The organism is Pseudomonas lini (genome assembly GCF_001042905.1).
GTDB lineage: Bacteria > Pseudomonadota > Gammaproteobacteria > Pseudomonadales > Pseudomonadaceae > Aquipseudomonas > Aquipseudomonas lini.
Map to the genome: position 1 here is coordinate 306,094 of NZ_JYLB01000005.1, position 19,687 is coordinate 325,780.

The window sequence follows — 19,687 nt, forward strand, 5'->3', positions numbered from 1 at the left end:
ATTCGATTACGACCAGCGGCGGAAAATCAACGAGGTGTTGACCCCACCAAAAGCGAAATTGTTGTTCATCACGTACTGGTTGCTCATCTGCCGGAATTCACCGCGGAGGTAATCGAGCTTGCCGCACTGCGGATCGACTTCATCGAGGTTGAAGGTGTGCACGTACTGGTCGCGGTTCATCATTTCGATGCTGAACCAGGACTCCAGCGCGCCGCAGGCTCCCAGGGTGTGACCGAGGAAACTCTTCTGCGAACTGATTGGCATGTGTTCGCCGAACAACGCGCTGGTGGCCAGTGTTTCGGCAATGTCGCCCTGTTCTGTCGCGGTGCCGTGACCGTTCACGTAGCCGATGTCCGAAGGCTGCAGTCCGGCGTCTTCCAGGGCGAGTTCCATGGCCCTGCGCATGGTGAGCTGCTCCGGGCGGGTGGCGTGCTGACCATCGGCGTTGCTGCCGAAACCGACGATCTCGGCGTGGATATGTGCACCGCGCGCCAGGGCGTGTTCGAGTTCTTCGAGCACCAGCATGCCGCCGCCTTCACCGATCACCAGGCCATCGCGACCGGTGTCGTAAGGGCGAGGGCTGGTTTGCGGGGCATCGTTTTTCAGGCTGGTGGCGTAGAGCGCATCGAACACCATGGCTTCAGTCGGGCACAGCTCTTCGGCGCCGCCGGCGAGCATCAGCGGCAGGCGGCCGAACTTGATCGATTCATAGGCGTAACCGATGCCTTGGCTGCCACTGGTGCAGGCACTGGAGGTCGGAATCAGTCGGCCAGTGAGGCCGAAGAAGATGCTGACGTTGGCTGCTGTGGTGTGCGGCATCATCCGCACGTAGGAGTTGGCGTTCAAGCCTTCGGCCACTGAGTTGAGCAGCATGTTGCCGAACGCCTTGATCTCGTCGGTGCTGCCGGTGGACGAGCCGCAGGAAACGCCCATGCGTCCGTCCTTGATCGACTCGTCACCCAGCAGCCCGGCGTCCGCCAACGCTTGCTCAGCAGCACCAACAGCGAGCCGCGAGACGCGGCCCATGCTGCGCAGTTGCTTGCGGGTCCAGTGGCTTGGCACTTTGAAGTCATCGATCGGCCCGGCCAGGCGCGTGTTGAGTTCGGTAAAACGATCCCACTCGTCCATGCGGCGGATGCCGCTGCGGTTGGCCGCGAAGTTGCCGGCGATGGTGTCCCAGTCGCTGCCCAGTGAGGTGATGCCGGCCATGCCGGTGACGACGACGCGCTTCATCAGCACAGGCCTCCATTGACGGCCAGAACCTGCCGGGTGATGTACGACGCTTCCGCCGACATCAGGAAATTCACCGCACCAGCCACCTCTTCCGGTGTGCCCATGCGTTGTGCGGGGATCATTTTCATCAGTTCTTCCACCGGCACGTTTTCGTCGAGCATCGCCGTGTCGATCAGGCCGGGTGCGACACAGTTAACAGTAATTTTTCGCTTGCCCAGTTCGATCGCCAGCGCCTTGGCTGCGCCGATCAAACCGGCCTTGGACGCGCTGTAATTGACCTGGCCGCGATTGCCGATCAGGCCGGAGACCGAGGTGATGCAGACAATCCGTCCGGCGGCGCGACGACGGATCATCGGCATCATTACCGGGTGCAGCACGTTGTAGAAACCGTCGAGATTGGTGCGCATCACCAGATCCCAATCCTCCTCGCTCAGGGCCGGAAAAGCACCATCGCGGGTCAGGCCGGCGTTGAGGACCACGCCGTAATAGGCGCCGTGGGTTTCGACGTCGGCCTCAAGAATAGCTTTGCAACGGGCACGGTCGGACACGTCGAATTGCAGGATGCGAGCGTTGCGGCCCAGGGCCTCGACTTCGATCTTGACGGCTTCGGCATCCGCAAGGCCGCTGCGGCAATGCAGCACGATGTCATGCCCGGCCCGAGCCAGACGCAACGCAATGGCGCGGCCGATACCACGGCTGGAGCCGGTGACCAGTACGGATTCAGTCATCACTCGACTCCTTGGGGTTCATGAAGATATTGCGCGGCCTGAGGCGGGCGAAACACGTTCAGCCGGGCGGTGGCGTGGATGCCGGGGGCGGTGAGGTGGCATTCGAACACACCCATGCCGTTGTCGTCTTCCAGCGAGCGTATTCCATGGATGGTCAACTCGGTGCCGGCGGGGAAGTGTTCCACGTTGCATTCGAATTTACGGGTGCCGAGCAGGAAACCCAGTTCCACCGCATTGCCTTTCTGACGCGCATGGCAGCCGGCGTACGCGGCGACGCTCTGGGCCATCAGCTCGATGCCGACCCAGGCCGGCAGGCTGCCGTCGGGGCGATTGAACAGGCCGCCGGGTTTGACGGTAAGTCGGGTGTGAATTTGCTCGTCATCGAACGACAGGATTTGCTCAATGAGGATCATGTCGCCGGCATGCGGCAGCAGTTCGGCGAGCGGCCAGGTAATCATGGAGCGTCTCCGATAATCAGGCTGACGTTATTGCCACCGAAGGCAAAGGAATTGCTCATCAGGTAGCGAGGTGCAATGGACGTCAGGTGGTCAATCGGGGTCACCCAATCCAGGGCCGGCAATTCGGGGTCGAGCTGGCCGTCCCAGACGTGGGGCGGCAGGGATTGCTCGCGGTTGTCCGCGCTCAGGCTCAACCAGCAGAACGCCGCCTCCAGGGCACCGGCAGCGCCGAGGGTATGGCCGGTCATCGGTTTGGTCGACGAGCAGGGCACGCCTTGCGGGAATAGCGCCGTCACCGCCAGGCTTTCCATGGCGTCGTTGTGTTGCGTGGCGGTGCCGTGCAGGTTCAGATAACCGATTTGCTGCGGTTGCAGGCCTGCGCGGCTCAAGGCTTTGCGCATCGCTTGCAGGGCGCCACGGCCGGTCGGCTCCGGCGCGGAAATATGGTGTGCATCGGAGCTGGCGCCACTGCCCAGCAAGGCAATCGGTTGGCCATTGCCGGCGCTTTTGCTCATCAGAAACAGCACCGCCGCTTCGCCGATATTGATGCCGTTACGGTTTGCCGAAAACGGGTTGCAGCGCTGTTCGGACACCGCTTCCAGGGCCGAGAAACCGTTGAGGGTCAGCTTGCACAAACTGTCGACACCGCCGCACAACACGGCGTCGCACACGCCCAGATCGAGCAGTCGTTGAGCACTCATCAACGCACGGGCGCTGGAGGTGCAGGCGGTGGAAATCACATAGGCCGGGCCGCTCAATTGCAGCCAGTCGGCGAGAAACGTCGCCGGCGCGCCGAGTTCCTGTTGCTGATAGTCATAATCGGCAGGGAACTGATGCTCGCGGATGTAATGCGCCAGGCCGCTGCTGGCCTCGTGAATGCCCGAGGTGCTGGTGCCCAGGATTACGCCGATACGGTCGCGGCCGTAGGTCTGGATAGCCTGCTCGATGTCTTCGCGAATTTGCAGCGCAGCCTCCAGCAGCAATTGATTGTTGCGACTGCTTTGATGCGCCAGCTCAGCCGGAATCGGTGCCAGCTCACCGCGCACCGCCGCGACCGGCAACGTGCGATCCACCACCCAGCCGGCCTCGCTGCGCATGCCCGAGCAATCGCCGGCAAACAGGTTGCGGGCGACTTCCTGCTTGTCGCGGCCCAGGGCGCAGATCACCCCGAGGGCGTTCAGATAAGCCGTCATGGCGTGTGCTCGCCTAACGGAGTGACGCGATAGTGCGGGCCTTGGGATACGTTCAATTCAAAGCTCAGTGGTTGTGAATAGCGGATGTTCCAGCGGGGTGACAAGGACCGTTGCCCGCCATCCTGCCGGGCGGCGGGATAGTTGCGATGCAACTCGCCCGCAGGGGTCAACGCAAACAATAAGGCAGCGAACAGCTCCCGGGCTTCCGGATTGGGCGGCAGCAGGCCGTCGGCCTGCCATTGGCCATCGATCAGCTTCTGTCGTGCCACGGGAATCCCCAAAGGGTCCATCATCGACCAGCGAATGCCCGGGCCTTCGCGCTGAATCACCAGCAGCCAGTCCTGACGCTGCTCGGCCATCTGCCGTTCGATGTGCAGTTGCAGCGGCAACGCCAGGTTCGGGGTTCGCTCGGGCAGCGGTGCCTGGCTGGCGCAGGCGCTCAGCAACAGGACACAACCCACAAGCAGGAAACGGATCATCAGGCACACCCTTCAACGGGCTTGCGCGCGACTACATTGACCAGGGTTTCTTCCCGTTGGCCAAAGGGTTTTGGCTGGCGCAGGCCGAAGCGTTCGAGCAGGCCGAAATCCTTGGCGCGACTCCACCACAAATAAGGGTAAGACACGTTCTGCGGGCCGAATTCAAAACCCTGCCGACGAATCATCTCCAGGTAGCCGGCGGCACTCTTCTGCACGTGCATCGGATGGCGAAACAGCCAACGAATCACCCATGTATCAATGTAAGCCTCGGTGGACTCGGCGAACAGCAAATAGCCGCCCGGCTTGAGCACCCGATAGAACTCGGCCAGGGCTTGATCCTGCTCGACAAGGTGATGGAAAGTCTGGTGACAGAACAGCAGATCGACGCTGGCGTCCGGCACTTTGATGCTCGCGCAGTCACTGCCGATCATCTCTACATCCATGCCCTGGCGGGCCGCTTCTTCGCCGCTCAGGTTCAGGCTGTGCGGGTCGGCATCCAGGCCGATCAGGCGCCGAGGCGCGAAGGTCTGGCGCAGGTACTGGAACGACTTGCCCTGGCCGCAACCGGCATCCAGCAATACCGGGTTGTCGGGCAATGGCGCGCGGAACAGGTCGCGCAAATCATTGATCGCCACTCGCAATACATGGTGCTGCCAGGTGTGACTGCGCAGAAACCAGAAACCAAAACGGGTCTCTTCGACGTAGTTGTCGCTCAAGTAACTCATGTCGGATCCTGGGCGCAAAGGTCCGAGATCATCCGCAGTCTACGTTTGGGTTCGCTGACGAACGGGTTGCGTTCATCCCAGGCGTAACCCGCGAGGATCGAGCTGATCATGCGGCGGATTTCCGCTGTACCGCCCTGATAGAAAATCACATCCTGAAAGGTCCCCGCGTACCAGCCTTCGACGTAGCAGCGGAAGGTGTTGACGCCGCGCTTGAGCGGTTCGGCGAACTCGGTCTGCCAGTCGACGCTTTCACCTTGCAGTTGGCGGTGCAGTACCCCGGCGGCCATGCTCGCCGAACGCATGGCGATGGTCACACCAGAGGAGAACACCGGGTCGAGAAATTCCGCCGCATTGCCCAGCAGGGCGAAACCTGGGCCATGCAGGGTTTTGACGTTGGCCGAATAGCCGCCGATGGTTCGCGCGGGCGTATCCCACACGGCGTTGTTCAGCACACCGGCCAGGCTTGGGGTTTCGGCGATGAAGCCGCGCAGGCAGTCGTCCAGATTCTCAGTGCGGCCTTCGAAGTGTTCGGCGGCCGCCACCACGCCCACCGAGCAACGGCCGTTGCTGAACGGGATGGTCCAGAACCAGATATCGCGCTGGGTCGGATGGGTGGTGATGAGGATTTTCTCCCGGTCGAAAGCCGGGTTGTCGATACAGTCTTCGACGTGGGTGAACACGGCCTGGCGCACCGGGAAGTTCGACGGTGCTTCAAGGTCCAGCAAGCGCGGCAGCACGCGACCGTAGCCGCTGGCATCGAGCACGAAGTCGGCCTCGACGCGGTATTGGCTACCGTCTTCGCGAAGCACGTCGAGCTGTGGTTTAGGCAGGCTGAAATCGGCGCTGACAATGGCTTCGCCATAACGGACATCGACACCTTGCAGCGCAGCCTGATCGGCCAGCAGCTTGTCGAAGTCGGCGCGCTGGACCTGGAACGTCGTCGGCTTGCCGTTGGTGAACGTGTCGCCGAAATCGAAGGCGCTGTACTGATCGCCCCAAGCGAACGCCGCCCCGTTTTTGCGCTGGAAACCAGCAGCATTTACCGCCTCGAGCATGCCGGCTTCTTCGACGAAATCCAGGCAGTGGGACAGCAGGCTTTCACCGATGGAAAACCGTGGGAAATGCTGGCGCTCGATCATCAACACATCATGACCTTTGCGCTTGAGCAGCGCGGCGGCGATGGCACCCGAGGGGCCAGCACCGATCACCAGTACCTGGCGACGTTCCATTTCAACTATTGGCACGGGTGCTCCTTGCCGGGGCGGCGATGTTCAAAGGGATTCGGTGCATGCCGGCCAGTGCCGGCAGCAGGGTTGCGATCAGGCCCATCAACATCAGCGCGAAATACAGCGCCGGGCTGATGAGCTGTTGTTGCAGCAGCAGGTTGAGAAAGACGATCTCGCTCAAGCCGCGAATATTCAGTAAAAGGCTTTCCCGCCAGCGGCTGGCACCTTCAAACGAGGCGCCAGCCCAGCCGAGGCCCAGCCAGTTGCCCAACAGTTTGCTGGCGATCGGCAACAGCAGGAGCGCGGCCAGTTGCATCCCGCTGAGACTGTCGATGGCGCTGTGCACGTTGATCTGCACGATGCCGAACGTGAGGATCAACGGGATGGCGATCCAGGTCTGCAAACGGCTCATCCACGTCGCCGACAATGGCAGCACCAATGGCACCTTGAGCGCGGCCATGCACAGCAGATAGCCGATGCCGAAAATAAGCGCATTGAGTTTGAAGTGTTCGGCGACCACCAGCAGCGCGAAGAAGCAGCCGCTGTGCAGCAACGGTTGGCGCAACCCGAGCAGTCGCAGCAACAATGGCAGGCAGGCGCCGGCCAGCGGCAGCAAGAGGCTGCTCAGGTGCAGGCTGCCCTGGGCGAACGCGAACAGGGTCCAGCAGATCAGGTCGATCAGGATCGCGGTCTGCACCAGGCGTCGGGTGGCAGCGGGCGGGTAGTTGATGTGTCGCAGGTACAGATACAACACCGGAATCGCGGTGATGGCGAACAGCAGACCGACCGCCAGCGAGCTGATCCACGGCTGCGGCGGCAACAGCCAGACCGCTGTCGCCAGCCCGCAGGCAAACGGAATGCAGAAACTCGGCAGGGCGATCTTCAGGCTCTGGCGTTCCAGCCGCAGGTCGATCACGTCGCTGAGGATGTGCCCCAGCAGCAAGGCAAAGCTCAAACTGTAGAGGTTCTTCAGCCAGCTCGGCGAGATCAGGTCGGCACCACTCAGTTGCCAGCCCGGTTCGATCCAGAAGTACATCAACAACGGCAGGCCGAAGGTCGCCAGCAACAACTGGCTGACGATCGGAATCAGACCGAAATGACGACCGATACGGGTGGCCATGGCGAACAACACCAGGGCCATCAACCAGAACGCAGCGACCATCATGCTGCCGGCTCCACGACTGGGGCGGCGTGGACTTGGCGTCCGGCCCACGGTGCCAGGATGAAGCTGAACGCCAGGCCGAGGCTCACGGACAGGCCGAAGTTGCTTACCGCCGGCGTGCTGGACACTGCCAGCAAGCCGAACGACAGCCAAGTGGTCACCGCTGCCAGCAACGTACCCAAAAGGCTCGCCGCGGCGCCGCCGATCTGTTCGCGCATGAGGATCGCGTAATCGACGCTGATGGCCGTCACCAGCAGCAGGCCGAACAGGCTGAACAGCGTCAGCGGCTGACCGAGCCAACCGAGGCTTGCCAGACTGCACAGGGCCGCCAGTAGCGGCAAAGAGACGATACGCAACGCACCACCGAAACCGAATGGCAGGATCAGCACCAGCACGATCAGCACGCAGGAAGCGAGTTTCAATTCAGCAGCACTGATTTGAGTGGCGGCGAAAACCTGGTTCAGTTCGCCGAGACGATCCACCAGTTCCACACCCGGCAAGTCCAGTGCCTGGACCCGCAACAGCGTGGGATTGTTCAAGCCTTGCAGGCTGACCATCGCGGCCACGCCGTCATCGGTCGGCCCCAGCCACAGCGTGCGATAGGGTTCCGCCAATGGGCCGGCCAGCGCTGCGTCGATGTCTTCAATGGGCAGCGCCTGCAACGTTGCCAACTCGGCCTGCAATGCGGCGGCCGGCACGCCGAGGGCGAGCAACGGTTGCCAGAACTGCGGCAGCTTGTTCAGTGCTTCACGCACTTTGCGCTGTTCGCTTGGCTGGCTGACCAGTTGATTGAGCGATAGATAGCCCTGAAGTTTTTCCAGATTGACCAACTGATCCAGACGCTCGCTCAGTGCCGTCAGGCGTTCGAGCAACGCCTGCTGATTGGCCGCGCGCACCAGGAAGAACTGGCTGGTAGGTTGATAGCCGGTGATGCGCGCGATGGTCTGGGCTTCGTCGGTCAGTTGCTGCGGCGTGCCGACCCATTGGCGAATATCGTTTTTGCTCTGCAGCTGCAACAGACCGCCGACACAGAAGGCGATCAGCAGTGCCAGCAGCACCGGCGTGCGCAAGTATTTCAGCAGCGATTCACGCAGCTCCAGCAACTTCTCGGCGATGCGCATCGGCCATTGCGCCGGCCGCAGAACCACGCCCTTGAGCAGCGCCGGCAACAGGCACACTGCCGACAGATAGGCGCCCACCAGGCCGGCAGCGGAGAACACGGCAATTTGGGTCAGGGCCGGAAACGGCGTCCAGGCCAGGGCCAGGTAGCCGATGCAACTGGTGATCAGGCTCAGCGTCAGCCCCGGTAGGGTCAGGCGTAACGCCGGCCAGCTGTGCCAGGGTTTCAGGCTCCAGCTTTTCGAGAGGTAATGCAGCGGGTAATCCACCGCCACGCCGATCAGGCTTGAGCCCAATACCAGTGTCATCACATGCATGTGACCGAACAGCGCCACGCAGGCGACCGCACCGAACAACATGCCCACCAGCACCGGGACGAACGCCAGCAATACCCGCCAACGCCGGAAGGCCAGCAACAGCAGCAACAAAATCCCGATCGTGGCGCCGCCGCCGACCCAGGTCATTTCGCGCGCGGCTTGCCGTTGACCGCTGGCGGCGTACAACAGGCCGCTGGCGGCGAGCAGTTGCACATCGGCCTGGGCGGCTTCTTCGCGACTGTGCTGGAGTAGGTCAGCCACTTGCAGCGGCAGGTTCATGTCGAACGCGTTGCCGGCGGTTCGCGCCCGCAGCATCACCCAACTCTTGCCGTCGGCCTCGGCAACCAGCGTACCGCTGCCGATGTCCAGTTGCACCGAACCATGCTGCGGCTGACTGTTCTGAATGCGTCCGGTCAGGCCGAGCCAGTCGTCCTGGCTCGGCACCAGGCTAAAGCCGGTGAACGGGTCGAACAGGGCTTGTACCCGTTGCTGAATAAAGGCATCGGGGTGCTCGATGAGTTGCTGTCGGTCGGCCACGGACAACATCGCCAAGCGACCTTGCAGCAATTGTGCGCGCAGCGCCGGCAAGTCGGCCTGCAGGTTCCACTGGACTTTTTCGAAGACACCGCTGGCCTGCCACTGCTCGCCGAGTTTTTGCGCCATGGCGATGGCTTGCTGGCGGTCTTTATGGCCGACCAGCACCAACATTTCCCGGTTCAGCGGTTCTTGCATGCGTTGTTCGGCACGCAGTTCCAGCGCGTCTGGCGCGGTGCCTGGCACCAGTTCCATCAGGTTGGCCGACAGCGGTGCACCGTCACGCCATTGCCAGCCGGCGAGCGCGAGCACCGCCAGCAGCAGGATCAGAAACAGCCGCGGCAGCATCCGTTCACTCGGCAAAGTCATGTTGCTCCGCATCGCTTAAAGGTTGTGCGCTGGTGCTGTCCTGCAGGCGCAACAGGGTCCGGTCACCCTGGGTTTCGAGCAGCTCGATGCTGTGCACCAGTTCGCCGCCGTCAATGTTGATCTGATTGAACACCTGCTTGAGCAGCATCGAACGCGGGGTCAGGGTCAGCTTCCAGTTTTGTGCGTCGCCGCTCAGCGAAAGCTCGAAATCCCGTTGCAAGCCACTGCTGTCGCCTTGCAGCACCGCTAGGAACAAGCGGTTCTGCTCGGCGCCGGCACTCTTGTTCGGCAGCATTTGCCAACCGTTGGCATCACGCCGGGCAATGCCTTTGTCGTTGATGCGGTAGTCCTGTTGCAGCGGCGTTTTCAGCAGCCAGAGCAGGCCGTGATTCTTTGCCAAAACGAAGGTGCCCTTGCTGGTCAGCGGCTGGGGCAGGGCGCGCAGGTGTTTTTCCTGGATGAAACTGCCGTGGATCACATCGGGTTTGGCCAGTTGACCGCTGAGTTGCTGTAGATCGAAAGCCTGCGCCAATGATGAAAGCCCGAGCAACGCTAAAGCGCCGAGGCATTTGAACAGCGAATTCATGGGAGCATCCTTTCAACCGCGTCGGTGAACACCTTCGGTGAGGCCAACTGCATTTCGCGGCTGCTCATGTCGACGGCGACCTGCACGGAACAGGCGCGGGTCAGGCGCTCGCCGGTGGCCAGATCGCTGATCAGGTAACTGATCTTCAGGCGGTTTTCCCACTCCACCAGGCTGGCGCGCACATTCAGCTTCTGGCCGAACACCGCACCACGCACATAGCGCAGCTGCAAGTCGATCACCGGCCACGCGTAACCCGACGCCACCATGGCGTCGTAGTTGTGGCCGATCTTGTCCAGCAGCGCACAGCGAGCGACTTCCAGGTATTTGACGTAATGGCCGTGCCAGACCACGTTCATGGTGTCGACGTCAAAGAACGGTACGAGGATTTCCGTGTCGGTGTGCAGCACTCCCTTGCTACGCATGCAGCCTCCAGTGTTGTTCGGCGATACGTTGCAGGCACAGGCGCAATTCGCTTTCCAGGGCACGGTCTTCGATGACCGGCGGGAAGTCCTTGGCCAATTCTTCGTGCATCGCGGCCAGGGCCGGTGGCAGTGGGCGCGCGTCTTCAGCCTGGCCGCGCAGCCAGACGCCTTGGTTGGCGGCCAGCAGCGTGGCGGCGGCGACCTGTTCGGTCAGCTCCAGCACACGAATGGCGTCGCGGGCAGAGATGGTGCCCATGCTGACTTTGTCCTGGTTGTGGCACTCGGTGGAACGCGAGAAGACGCTGGCCGGCATGGTGTTTTTCAGGGCCTCGGCGGTCCAGGCGCTGGTGCCGATCTGCACGGCCTTGAAGCCGTGATTGAGCATCGCGCGGTCGGCGGTGGCGCCAGACAGATTGCTCGGCAAACCATGGTTGTAACGCTCGTCCACCAACAGTGCGAGCTGACGGTCGAGCAAGTCAGCGACGTTCGCCACCAGGGTTTTCAGACTGTCCATGGCGAACGCGATATGGCCGCCGTAGAAGTGCCCTCCGTGCAGCACGCGTTCAGCTTCGGCGTCGATGATCGGGTTGTCGTTGGCGCTGTTGAGTTCGATCTCGATGAACGAGCGCAGCCAGTTCAGGCTGTCGGCCAGCACACCGAGTACGTGCGGCGCACAGCGCAGGGAATAACGGTCTTGCAGGCGATGCAGCGGCGCGGTCGGCGCATCGATCGCCAGATCTTTGCGCAACCACGCAGCGACTTGCATCTGCCCGGGATGGGGTTTGGTGGCGAATAGACGCTCGTCGAAGTGCTCCGGGTTGCCCTGCAAAGCGACCACGTTCAGCGCGGTAATGCGCGTGGCCAGTTGCAGCAGGTAATCAGCGCGGGCGTAAGCCAAGCAGGCGAGGCCGGTCATCACGGCGGTGCCGTTCATCAACGCCAGCGCTTCTTTGGGGCGCAAAACCAGCGGTTCCCAGCCCAGTTCGCTGTGCACATCGGCGGCTTGTCGACGCTCACCACGGAACATTACTTCGCGCTCGCCGGACAAGGTCGCGGCGACGTAGGACAGCGGCGTCAGATCACCGCTGGCGCCCACCGAACCTTCTTCCGGAATCAGCGGCAGAATGTCGTGTTCGAGGAAGGCTTGCAGACGCTCCAGCAATTCCACGCGTACGCCGGAAACGCCCTGGCACAGCGACTGCAAACGCGCCGCCAGCACCGCGCGGGTAGCTTGGGCGTCGAGCAGTTTGCCCAGACCGCAGCCGTGGAAGGTATACAGATGACGGGGCAAGGCTTCGACATGGTGCAGCGGCACCGCCACCACGCAGGAGTCGCCATAACCGGTGGTCACGCCATAGATCACGCCTTCCTTGTCCAACAGGGAATCAAGGAACTGCGGGCCCTTGGCGATGCGCTGGCGAAACTCGGGGTCGCCCTGCAACTGCGTCGGCACCTGACGGTTGGCCAGGGCCAGCACGTCTTCGATGCGCAAAGGGAGTTCGCCGAAGGTTACCGGCTCAAGCGTTGGCGTCGTCATCGGTCTTCCAGAAAGGGTAAAAGTTGAACCATTGTTGGGGCGCTTCGAGGCAATAGTGACTCAGGCGTTCGGCGTAGCGGGAGGCCCACTGATGAATGACCTGTTCGCGGTCGCTGCGTTTCCACACGATGGCGTCGGCGAACGGTTCGAGGGTCAGTCGATAGTCGCCCGTCGGTTTCTTCAGGCACAGCATCAGGTTGATCGGGCATTTCAGCAGGCCGGCCAGCAACCATGGGCCTTGCGGGAACGCTGCCTGATGGCCGAGAAAATCCACCGTCACGCTGCGCCCGCCATGCAACGGCACGCGGTCGCCGGCAATCGCCAGCCATTCGCCGCGCTCCAGGCGTTCATGCAGTTGCAGCATGATCACCGGGTCCAGCTCGCTGACCTGAATCAGCCGCAGATTGGTCGCCCCGGCTTCGCCCAGCAGACGGTTGAATTGTTCGGCGTGCTTGGTGTGCACCAGCACGTTCATGGTGACTTTCTCACCGATCTCGGCCAGCGCCCGGCAGACCTCGAGATTGCCCAGGTGCGCACCCACCAGCATTTGCCCGCGTGTGCCGCGCAGTTTATTGCGCAGCAGCGCCGGGTCGATGATTTCGATTTGATCGATGCTCAGCTTGCCGTTCCACACATCGAGTTTGTCGAGCATGGAGTCGGCGAAAGCCATGAACTGGCCGAACACCCGCCAATGGGTCGGGCGCAGTTCGCGACGACCGCTCCAGTCAGCGAGCCGCTGCTGGTATTGCCAGGCGCTTTGGCGGGCGCTGCGCCCGAACAGGAAAAAGTACAGCACGATGCCGTACAGCAGCGGGCTCAGCAGTCGGCGGCCCAAGACTTTTGCGCAGAGCGCGGTGAACTTCATCAGCCAGAAACTGCCCCGCTCCTGGCGGTCGGCCCAGTGTTGTTTGTCTGCGTTGTCGCTCATGCTCGCCACCGTCGCCAGAGGATCACCGGTGCGCGCAGCAACATGCCGAAGAACAGCCGGGTGTGCATGCTCGTAATCAGTACGTTGTCGTGGAACAGGCGGAAATGCGAGACGCCATCCTGCGGGTAACGGACTTTGGTTTGCAGCCACTGCATCGGCTGGTTACGCCAGGCCAGGCGCACCAGGATGTCGGAGTCGAAGTCCATACGCTTGCCGATCCTGGCTGAGTCGATCAGTGCCAGGGTCGGCGGCAATGGATAGACGCGAAAGCCGCACATCGAGTCGCGAATCTGCAACGACAGGGTGTTTATCCAGACCATGACGTGCGTCAGATAGCGGGCGTACAAACGACCTTTCGGCACACTGGCGTCGTATTGCGGATAGCCGCAGATCACGGCCTCGGGATGGGTGCGTGAATGCTCGATGAAGACTTTTACGTCTTGCAGGTCGTGCTGGCCATCGGCGTCCACCTGCAAGGCGTGGCTGAAGCCCAGGCGCGAGGCTTCCCGCAAACCGGTCATCACCGCGCCGCCCTTGCCTTGATTGATGGTGAGCCTGATCAGGTAAACCCGGTCACGCAGGGCCAGTTGGTCAAGCACCTTGGCACAGGCCGGGCTGCTGGCATCGTCCACCAGAATGCATGGCAGGCCACTGGCAAGCAGGGCATCGACCACGGCAGTGATTGCGGTTTCGTGGTTGTAGACCGGGATTACGGCGCAGGGGTTATGCATCGCCTGAGGCCTCCAGCAAAATCCGCCCACTGGAGCAGGTGGCGGTTTCATTGCGATAGGCGAAATACAATTTGCTGCGCGCCGAGTCGAAGCGCAGGTGCAACTGGATTTCGTCACCGGGGCGTACCAGTTGCTGGAATTTCAGCACTTCCATACCGGCGAATTTTGCCGGCAGGTCCATCAATTGCTGACCAAGGCTCAGCGCCCAATCCACCTGCACAACACCGGGCAATACCGGCGTCTGAGGGAAATGGCCGCTGAAATACGCCAAGTCTGGCGGGACGGCCAGTTGCAGGCTCCACTCGCCATCGGTGTCGATCTGTTCCAGCACTTGCGGCGCCTTTGGGCGTGGCGCCAGCAATAGGGTCTCCACTTCGGCCTGAGGCAGTTTGCCTTGAGCATTCAGTGGCAATTGTCGCAACAGGCGCCAGCGACGGGGCAGGGCGAGTGCCTCGCAATGCTGGCTCAGGTGTTGGCGCAATTCCTGAGTAAGAGTGCGTCGACCCTGATTGCGCAAGGCATGCAAACCCTGCTCGCTCAACACCAGCAGCGCGCCCAGCGAAGCACGGTTTTCCTGGACGACGCCAAGCCGCGCTTCAGCGACCCACTCATGGGTCATCAGAGCTTGTTCGAGCATCGGTAGCGAGATACGTTTTTCTTCCAGTTTGACGATTCGGTCCAGCCGTCCCAACAGCTCGAAACGGCCGTCGGTGGCGATGCGCGCGGCATCGGCGGTGTGCTCGATATGGCCGGCCGGCAAGTACGGCGACGCAATAAGCAGGGCGCCATCGCTGTCCTGGCTCAGCGCAACATCGGCGAAGGGCTGCCAGAGATTCTGGCCCTGACGCCAGGCGATGCCGCCGGTTTCCGAGCTGCCGAAAATTTCTGTCGGCCATTGTTGCAGGCGCTCATGCAGGCTTTGCGCCGCTTCGGCGGGCAATGCACCACCGGAGGAAAACACTCGGCGCACCGCGCTCAGCGCTGGCCAGTCGAGGTTGTCGCCCATGCGCTTGAGCAGTGCCGGGCTGGCGACCCAGGCGAAAACCGGGTATTCGCGGCTGGCGCGCTGCAGGTCTTCCGGGAAGGCCAGTTGTTTACGCACGAACGAGCGCCCGGCGCACAACGGCCACAGCACCCGAAACAGCAAACCGTAGATGTGTTGAGTGGCGACGCTGCCGATGATGCAGGCCTCGCCCAGATCTGCGCCCCACAGGTGCTCCAGCGCTTCGACTTCATTGGCCAGTTGGCGCAGGGTTTTGTCGATGCGCTTGGGTTCGCCACTGGAGCCGGAGGTGCACAGGCTCAGCTGACAGCGATCCAGATCCAGCGGGTTGGCGGGCAGCGGTGGATACCGATAATCGCTCAGGTGCGCATCATCGGCCTGATCGGTCAGCCACAGATCGACCTCGGTCGACCAGCGCTGGCGAGTCTGCGCTTGCAGGTCGGCGGGCAGCAGCACGCTGACCCCGGCACGCCAGGCGCCGAGCAGGGCAATGGCCAGGTCGGCAGCGTCCTCAAGGTGCACGGCGATGTGCTGCACGCCTTGCGCTTGGAGGCCGGCAGCCAGGCTCTGGGCCTGTTCGCACAATTGCGCGTGATTCAACGCAGGTTCCACCGTCACGGCTCGGTCTGGCTGAGCCTTGAGCAACAGTTGCTCAAGTGTTATCCAATTCATGGGCGGCCTCTTACCCGTTGTCGTATCAGCCATTCAATGGCAAACATCAGGCCAATCAATCCATAGGAGATCAGGCCGGTGTACAACATCCACCAACTCAGCGGCGCCCAAAGGGTCAGGGCGGCGGCGCACAAGCCGTTGCAGAGAAAAAACACGCTCCAGGCAATCGTCACCTGGCGGGTGTAGCGAATAGCCCTGGCCGGTAATTCCGGTTCTCGCAGACGGGCCAGGCGTTCGATCATCGGTGGGCCGTATTTCAGGCTCAGGCCGAACAGCACCAGCATGAACCCGCTGATCAGCACCGGGTACCAGCGCAGCAGCACCGGGCTGTCGAACAGCGCCAGCAGCAGACAAAAACCGATGGCGACCGTGGCCATCCACAGGCTGCCGGGGCGCCGCTCGCCGGTCAGCGCCCGTGCCAGCCACAGGCTACCCAGCAGCAGACCGAACTGCCACGGGGCAAAATGCTCCATGCCGAAATACACCGCAAAGGGGTACAACAGGCCTGCCAGCAGCAGGCCCAGGCCGATCAGTCGGCTCATGCGGCGGGTTGAACCAGACGGTAGACCGCCTCGACCACGTCGCTGACGGTACGCACCGATTTGAATTCTTCGGCGGCGATTTTCTTGCCGGTTTGGCGTTTGATGTGATCGATCAGGTCGACCGCATCGATGCTGTCGATTTCCAGATCCTGATACAGGTTGGACCCCAGGCTGATGCGCTCGGGTTCCAGCTCGAAGAGTTCGACCAGGGCATCGCGCAGGGTATTGAAAATATCGTCACGAGTTTGCATGGTCCGGTCTCAAGCTGCCTGTTTTGCAGTGACGAACGCCGCAAGGCTCGCCACGTTGGTGAAGTGATTACGGGTGTCCTTGGCGTCGGCATCGATTTTGATGCCGTACTTTTTCTGAATCGCCAAGCCGAGTTCCAGGGCATCTACCGAGTCCAGGCCCAGGCCTTCGCCGAACAGCGTTTGTTCATCGCCGATGTCGTCGACGCTGATGTCTTCGAGACCCAGCGCTTCGATGATCAATTCTTTGATTTCCAGCATCAGGCTATTAGGTTGTAGATCGCTCATCTTCGGCGAGCTCCTTGATAAAGTAAGAGTGCAAATAGTCATTGAGCTTGCGCGAGGCTTGAGGTGCAGCGCCCAGCGCGGCGAAGGTCTGTGGGTCTATATCGGCCCCGACACGAAAACTGAAGTGCACGCGGCGTTTGGGGATCCGATACCAGGGTTCGGCCTTGGTCAATGTGGTCGGGCTGACCTTGATGATCACCGGGGTGAGGATTCTCGCACCGCGCAGGGCGATTGCCGCGCCCCCCCGATGAAAGGCCGGCGGTTTACCGGGTTGGGTGCGGGTGCCCTCGGGGAAAATGATCAGGGTCTGACCGCTTTTCAGGGCCTCGGCAGCGGCGTCGAGCATGTCCATGCTGCCGTCGTTGCTGATGTAATCGGTGCGGCGTAGCGGGCCGCGGGTGAACGGGTTTTCCCAGAGGCTTTTCTTGACCACACAGTTGGAGTGGCCCACCAGGCCGATCAAAAACACCACATCGATCAACGAGGGGTGATTGGCGACGATCATCTGGCCTGGCCGTCCGAGTTTGTCCGCCCCTTGAATGTCATAGGTCAGCACGCCAGTGCGAGCCATGAATCGAATGAAAAACCAGAAACACCCGCTGACGGTCTGTCGTGCCCGCTGACGATGGGCCTGGGCGTCTCCCGGCAGGCAGCTCAACAGCGGAAACACCACCAGTCGCAGGCAAAGCCCGCCCAACCCGAACAGGGTGAAGCTTGCGGCAGTGGCCAGCAGGCGCCAGTAATAGGCGTCGCGGTTTTTATCGGTTACGGGTTGCGTTGCCAGGTCCATACACGATTTTTCCAGGCATGTTGGCAGGAAGTCTGCTGGCCGAGCAGGGTACGCAACAGATTCAGGGCATGGGGCCAGTGGGCTTTGGACAACGCTTGCGAGGTGCTGTTCAGCGACAGCTGCCACTCATTGCCGGGCGTAATCAGCAGGCCGACTGCATAAGGGAATGGCACGTCATCGATCCAGGCCGAGTAGGCCGCGGGCGGTTGTTCTTCGGTCACCACCAGCAGTACCGCGGGCGCCCCTTCCTCAAGCAGCGCCGCCGCCTCTAGCATGCCGTGTTCAAGGCCATCACCGGCCGCAGCGAGGGCGGTCATTTCGCTGGTTTCGCCGCGCATGATCGACCACAGACCGATGACCGCGTTGTGCACCGACAAGCTGAACTGGGTGGGCGACAACGGTTGGTCAGTCGCCAGATCGCTGAGAATTTCGAAAGTGCGCGGGGTTTCGCCGTGGCGGGAAATAAAGACCAACGGCAGGTCCTGGCGTCCATCAGCCAACGGCCAGCCAACGCTGAATGCCATCCGGGCCAGACGGCTGAGTCGCCGACGCTGCATGGCCGGCAGAAACGACACATCGGGGGCGGCATCGCTGGGCTCGAGCACGACCGGTTGTCGGCTCCAGGCCTGCCAATCGTCCACGCTTTCAAGCCCAGGGGCCCATGCGCGCCATTGGGCGATGTTGAAATTGATCACAGACATTCATCCCGCCCCTGCGGGCTTCCTTTGACGCGGTGAGTCGCAAAAAAGCGCGGCTGACCTTACGTGGCGCTTAACGCCGAATGGTGCGCATTATCCCGGTGCGGCGGGCGTGTAGCAAATGCTGGTTACATTTTGCGCAACGAAATGTACCGTCTGGTTCGCGGCAAAAGCTGTCGTTTGGCCATTATCCACGTTGCAGCGGACATGTCTGTCAGCTCTATCGGCTGTCGATGGAAGAGTTGGCGGCTTTTTCCACCGGATATTTACCAATGACTGTGTAGTCCCGATGCCAGCGAGGTAGCTAAGCAGCGCCATGGACTACTACACTCGGTCATTCTTTGATACACGGAGGTTTTGACATGCGGCGCGTGGTGTTCAATCAGAAAGGTGGCGTGGGCAAATCAAGCATTGCCTGTAATCTGGCGGCGGTCAGCGCCAGCGAAGGCTATCGCACGCTGTTGGTGGATCTCGATGCTCAGGCCAACTCCACTCAATACCTGACGGGACTCACCGGTGATGATATCCCGATGGGGATCGCTGACTTCTTCAAGCAGACGCTGTCCTCCGGGCCGTTCTCGAAGAAAAATCAGGTCGATATCTACGAAACCCCATTCGACAACCTTCACGTCGTTACCGCCACCGCCGAGCTGGCCGACTTGCAGCCCAAGCTTGAGGCCAAGCACAAGATCAACAAGCTGCGAAAATTGCTCGAGGAACTCGACGGCGATTACGACCGAATCTACCTCGATACGCCGCCAGCGTTGAATTTCTATGCCGTCTCGGCCTTGATCGCCGCTGATCGTGTGCTGATTCCCTTCGACTGCGACAGTTTCTCGCGTCAGGCGCTGTATGGCCTGTTGGCGGAAATCGAAGAATTGAAGGAGGACCACAACGAAGGGCTGGAAGTTGAAGGCATTGTCGTCAACCAGTTCCAGGCCCGCGCCAGTTTGCCCCAGCAAATCCTCGACGAACTGATCGCCGAAGGGCTACCGGTGTTGCCGGTGTACCTGGCCAGCTCGGTGCGCATGCGCGAATCCCATCAGGCCAACACGCCGCTGATCCACCTCGACCCGCGGCACAAACTGACCCAGCAGTTCGTTGACCTGCACAACCTGCTGGAAAATCCCTGAAAAGCCCCTGTAGGAGCGAGGCTTGCCCGCGAAGGCGTCGTGTCAGGCAACAATGATTTCGAATGTGCCGGCCTCTTCGCGGGCAAGCCTCGCTCCTACAGTTTCGCGGTGGTTTTCAGATCCCCTGACTGCGCAACCAGCTCATCAACTGCGGTAACGGGAAGGCCCCGCTCTGGCGAGCCACTTCCCGGCCGTTCTTGAACAGAATCAAGCTCGGGATCGAGCGAATCCCCAACTGCGCCGACAGCTGCTGATTCGCCTCGCTGTCCAGCTTGGCCAGCCGACACTTGCCCGCCAATTGCCCTGCCGCCTGCTCGAACACCGGCGCAAACGACTTGCACGGCCCACACCAGTCCGCCCACACATCCACCAGCAACGGCAGGTTGCCCTTGATTTGACTGGCGTAATCGCCTTGTTTCAATTCGAACGGTTTGTTCAGCAGGACTTCGGCTTTGCAGCGGCCGCATTTGGGATGGTCATTGAGGCGCTCGGCGGGGATGCGGTTCAGGCCGTTGCAGTGGGGGCAGGGGATGAGGAGTGGGTCAGGCATGATCGGGCTCCGGATG

The 19,687-nt window shown here is 61.6% G+C and carries 22 protein-coding genes; 1 reads left to right on the forward strand and 21 read right to left on the reverse strand.

Annotated elements, in window-relative coordinates:
- Positions 1 to 6: 6 nt before the first annotated feature.
- Genes TU81_RS16805 through TU81_RS16900 form a run of 20 tightly spaced genes read right to left on the reverse strand, consistent with a single transcriptional unit; the run spans position 7 to position 17,991 of the window.
- Complete coding sequence (locus tag TU81_RS16805; RefSeq protein WP_048396079.1) at positions 7 to 1,233, reverse strand: beta-ketoacyl-ACP synthase; 1,227 nt, start codon at positions 1,231 to 1,233, stop codon at positions 7 to 9.
- Complete coding sequence (fabG, locus tag TU81_RS16810) at positions 1,233 to 1,961, reverse strand: 3-oxoacyl-ACP reductase FabG (protein WP_038978620.1); 729 nt, start codon at positions 1,959 to 1,961, stop codon at positions 1,233 to 1,235. The genes TU81_RS16805 and fabG overlap by 1 nt, the downstream gene beginning before the upstream one ends.
- Positions 1,961 to 2,419, reverse strand: a complete 459-nt coding sequence (locus tag TU81_RS16815; RefSeq protein ID WP_007899158.1) for a hotdog family protein — start codon at positions 2,417 to 2,419, stop codon at positions 1,961 to 1,963. Before TU81_RS16815 ends, fabG begins: the two co-directional genes overlap by 1 nt.
- Positions 2,416 to 3,612, reverse strand: coding sequence for a beta-ketoacyl-[acyl-carrier-protein] synthase family protein (locus TU81_RS16820; protein WP_048396080.1), 1,197 nt, complete (start codon positions 3,610 to 3,612; stop codon positions 2,416 to 2,418). The genes TU81_RS16815 and TU81_RS16820 overlap by 4 nt, the downstream gene beginning before the upstream one ends.
- Entirely contained in the window at positions 3,609 to 4,091 is a 483-nt protein-coding gene (locus TU81_RS16825) for a DUF3261 domain-containing protein (protein ID WP_038978622.1), read from the reverse strand. Before TU81_RS16825 ends, TU81_RS16820 begins: the two co-directional genes overlap by 4 nt.
- Positions 4,091 to 4,816, reverse strand: coding sequence for a class I SAM-dependent methyltransferase (locus TU81_RS16830; protein WP_048396081.1), 726 nt, complete (start codon positions 4,814 to 4,816; stop codon positions 4,091 to 4,093). Before TU81_RS16830 ends, TU81_RS16825 begins: the two co-directional genes overlap by 1 nt.
- Positions 4,813 to 6,060 (reverse strand): NAD(P)/FAD-dependent oxidoreductase, encoded by a 1,248-nt coding sequence (locus TU81_RS16835; protein ID WP_048396082.1) that lies wholly within the window; start codon positions 6,058 to 6,060, stop codon positions 4,813 to 4,815. The genes TU81_RS16830 and TU81_RS16835 overlap by 4 nt, the downstream gene beginning before the upstream one ends.
- A complete protein-coding gene (locus TU81_RS16840) occupies positions 6,047 to 7,207 on the reverse strand; it encodes a hypothetical protein (protein ID WP_048396083.1) in 1,161 nt (386 codons plus the stop codon). Before TU81_RS16840 ends, TU81_RS16835 begins: the two co-directional genes overlap by 14 nt.
- The gene (locus TU81_RS16845) at positions 7,204 to 9,543 is read right to left on the reverse strand and encodes an MMPL family transporter (protein ID WP_048396084.1); all 2,340 of its coding nucleotides are present in this window, start codon (positions 9,541 to 9,543) and stop codon (positions 7,204 to 7,206) included. The genes TU81_RS16840 and TU81_RS16845 overlap by 4 nt, the downstream gene beginning before the upstream one ends.
- A complete protein-coding gene (locus TU81_RS16850) occupies positions 9,527 to 10,129 on the reverse strand; it encodes an outer membrane lipoprotein carrier protein LolA (protein WP_048396085.1) in 603 nt (200 codons plus the stop codon). Before TU81_RS16850 ends, TU81_RS16845 begins: the two co-directional genes overlap by 17 nt.
- Positions 10,126 to 10,551 (reverse strand): acyl-CoA thioesterase, encoded by a 426-nt coding sequence (locus TU81_RS16855; protein WP_038978628.1) that lies wholly within the window; start codon positions 10,549 to 10,551, stop codon positions 10,126 to 10,128. The genes TU81_RS16850 and TU81_RS16855 overlap by 4 nt, the downstream gene beginning before the upstream one ends.
- Positions 10,544 to 12,088 (reverse strand): HAL/PAL/TAL family ammonia-lyase, encoded by a 1,545-nt coding sequence (locus tag TU81_RS16860; RefSeq protein WP_048396086.1) that lies wholly within the window; start codon positions 12,086 to 12,088, stop codon positions 10,544 to 10,546. The genes TU81_RS16855 and TU81_RS16860 overlap by 8 nt, the downstream gene beginning before the upstream one ends.
- The gene (locus TU81_RS16865; protein ID WP_048396087.1) at positions 12,069 to 13,016 is read right to left on the reverse strand and encodes an LpxL/LpxP family acyltransferase; all 948 of its coding nucleotides are present in this window, start codon (positions 13,014 to 13,016) and stop codon (positions 12,069 to 12,071) included. The genes TU81_RS16860 and TU81_RS16865 overlap by 20 nt, the downstream gene beginning before the upstream one ends.
- The gene (locus TU81_RS16870) at positions 13,013 to 13,747 is read right to left on the reverse strand and encodes a glycosyltransferase family 2 protein (protein ID WP_048396088.1); all 735 of its coding nucleotides are present in this window, start codon (positions 13,745 to 13,747) and stop codon (positions 13,013 to 13,015) included. Before TU81_RS16870 ends, TU81_RS16865 begins: the two co-directional genes overlap by 4 nt.
- Positions 13,740 to 15,422: an acyl-CoA synthetase family protein gene (locus TU81_RS16875; RefSeq protein WP_048396089.1), complete on the reverse strand. Its 1,683-nt coding sequence runs from the start codon at positions 15,420 to 15,422 to the stop codon at positions 13,740 to 13,742. Before TU81_RS16875 ends, TU81_RS16870 begins: the two co-directional genes overlap by 8 nt.
- The gene (locus TU81_RS16880; RefSeq protein WP_038978633.1) at positions 15,419 to 15,964 is read right to left on the reverse strand and encodes a COG4648 family protein; all 546 of its coding nucleotides are present in this window, start codon (positions 15,962 to 15,964) and stop codon (positions 15,419 to 15,421) included. The genes TU81_RS16875 and TU81_RS16880 overlap by 4 nt, the downstream gene beginning before the upstream one ends.
- A complete protein-coding gene (locus TU81_RS16885) occupies positions 15,961 to 16,215 on the reverse strand; it encodes an acyl carrier protein (RefSeq protein ID WP_007903178.1) in 255 nt (84 codons plus the stop codon). The genes TU81_RS16880 and TU81_RS16885 overlap by 4 nt, the downstream gene beginning before the upstream one ends.
- Positions 16,216 to 16,224: 9 nt before the next feature.
- Positions 16,225 to 16,500 (reverse strand): phosphopantetheine-binding protein, encoded by a 276-nt coding sequence (locus TU81_RS16890; protein WP_038978634.1) that lies wholly within the window; start codon positions 16,498 to 16,500, stop codon positions 16,225 to 16,227.
- Complete coding sequence (locus TU81_RS16895; RefSeq protein WP_048396090.1) at positions 16,481 to 17,290, reverse strand: lysophospholipid acyltransferase family protein; 810 nt, start codon at positions 17,288 to 17,290, stop codon at positions 16,481 to 16,483. Before TU81_RS16895 ends, TU81_RS16890 begins: the two co-directional genes overlap by 20 nt.
- Positions 17,266 to 17,991: a beta-ketoacyl synthase chain length factor gene (locus TU81_RS16900; RefSeq protein ID WP_038978636.1), complete on the reverse strand. Its 726-nt coding sequence runs from the start codon at positions 17,989 to 17,991 to the stop codon at positions 17,266 to 17,268. The genes TU81_RS16895 and TU81_RS16900 overlap by 25 nt, the downstream gene beginning before the upstream one ends.
- Positions 17,992 to 18,350: 359 nt before the next feature.
- Here TU81_RS16900 and TU81_RS16905 point away from each other — a divergent pair, with 359 nt between their 5' ends.
- Positions 18,351 to 19,121 carry a ParA family protein gene (locus TU81_RS16905; RefSeq protein ID WP_038978637.1) on the forward strand — a complete coding sequence of 257 codons (771 nt, stop codon included), beginning with the start codon at positions 18,351 to 18,353 and terminating at the stop codon, positions 19,119 to 19,121.
- 115 nt (positions 19,122 to 19,236) lie between these two features.
- Here the strand turns inward: TU81_RS16905 and trxC are convergent, their stop codons facing one another.
- On the reverse strand, positions 19,237 to 19,671 hold the full coding sequence (gene trxC / locus TU81_RS16910; protein WP_038978638.1) for a thioredoxin TrxC: 435 nt from the start codon (positions 19,669 to 19,671) through the stop codon (positions 19,237 to 19,239).
- Positions 19,672 to 19,687 lie beyond the last annotated feature (16 nt).